1 protein-coding gene is annotated in these 397 nt (G+C 71.0%); it reads left to right on the top strand.

The annotated features are described in order from the left end of the window. Nucleotides 1–327, top strand: a 327-nt coding sequence (locus AC07RN_RS21445) for a DUF1731 domain-containing protein (protein WP_478337294.1), incomplete at its 5' end; no start/stop codon positions are given. Nucleotides 328–397 lie beyond the last annotated feature (70 nt).

Here is a 397-nt window from a genome sequence, read left to right as displayed (position 1 = left end):
CGCCAGTACATGTCGTGGGTCTCGCTCGAGGACGAGGTCGCGGCCATCGAGTTCGTCCTCACGCACGACGGGGTGCACGGCCCGGTGAACGTGTGCGCCCCCGAACCCGTCACCAACGCGGCGTTCAACAGCGCGATGGGCCGGGCCGTGCATCGCCCGGCGCCGTGGATCGTCCCGGGATTCGCCGTGTCGGCGCTGATCGGCGAGTTCGCCCGGGAGGCGGTGCTGATCGGGCAGCGAGCCGTCCCCACGGCCCTCGAGCACGCCGGGTTCACGTTCCGGCACGCCACCGTCGACGCGGCGCTCGACTACGCCCTCGGGCGGTGAACTGTCGAGACGCAGCGAGGATTGACGGGACACACCCCGCGACGTCGACGGATTTCGGGCGCTTGGTGAC

Source organism: Lelliottia sp. GFLA7 (assembly GCF_056490165.1).
Note: the sequence above shows the minus strand (reverse complement) of the source record. Positions and strands in the feature narration are given on the sequence as shown.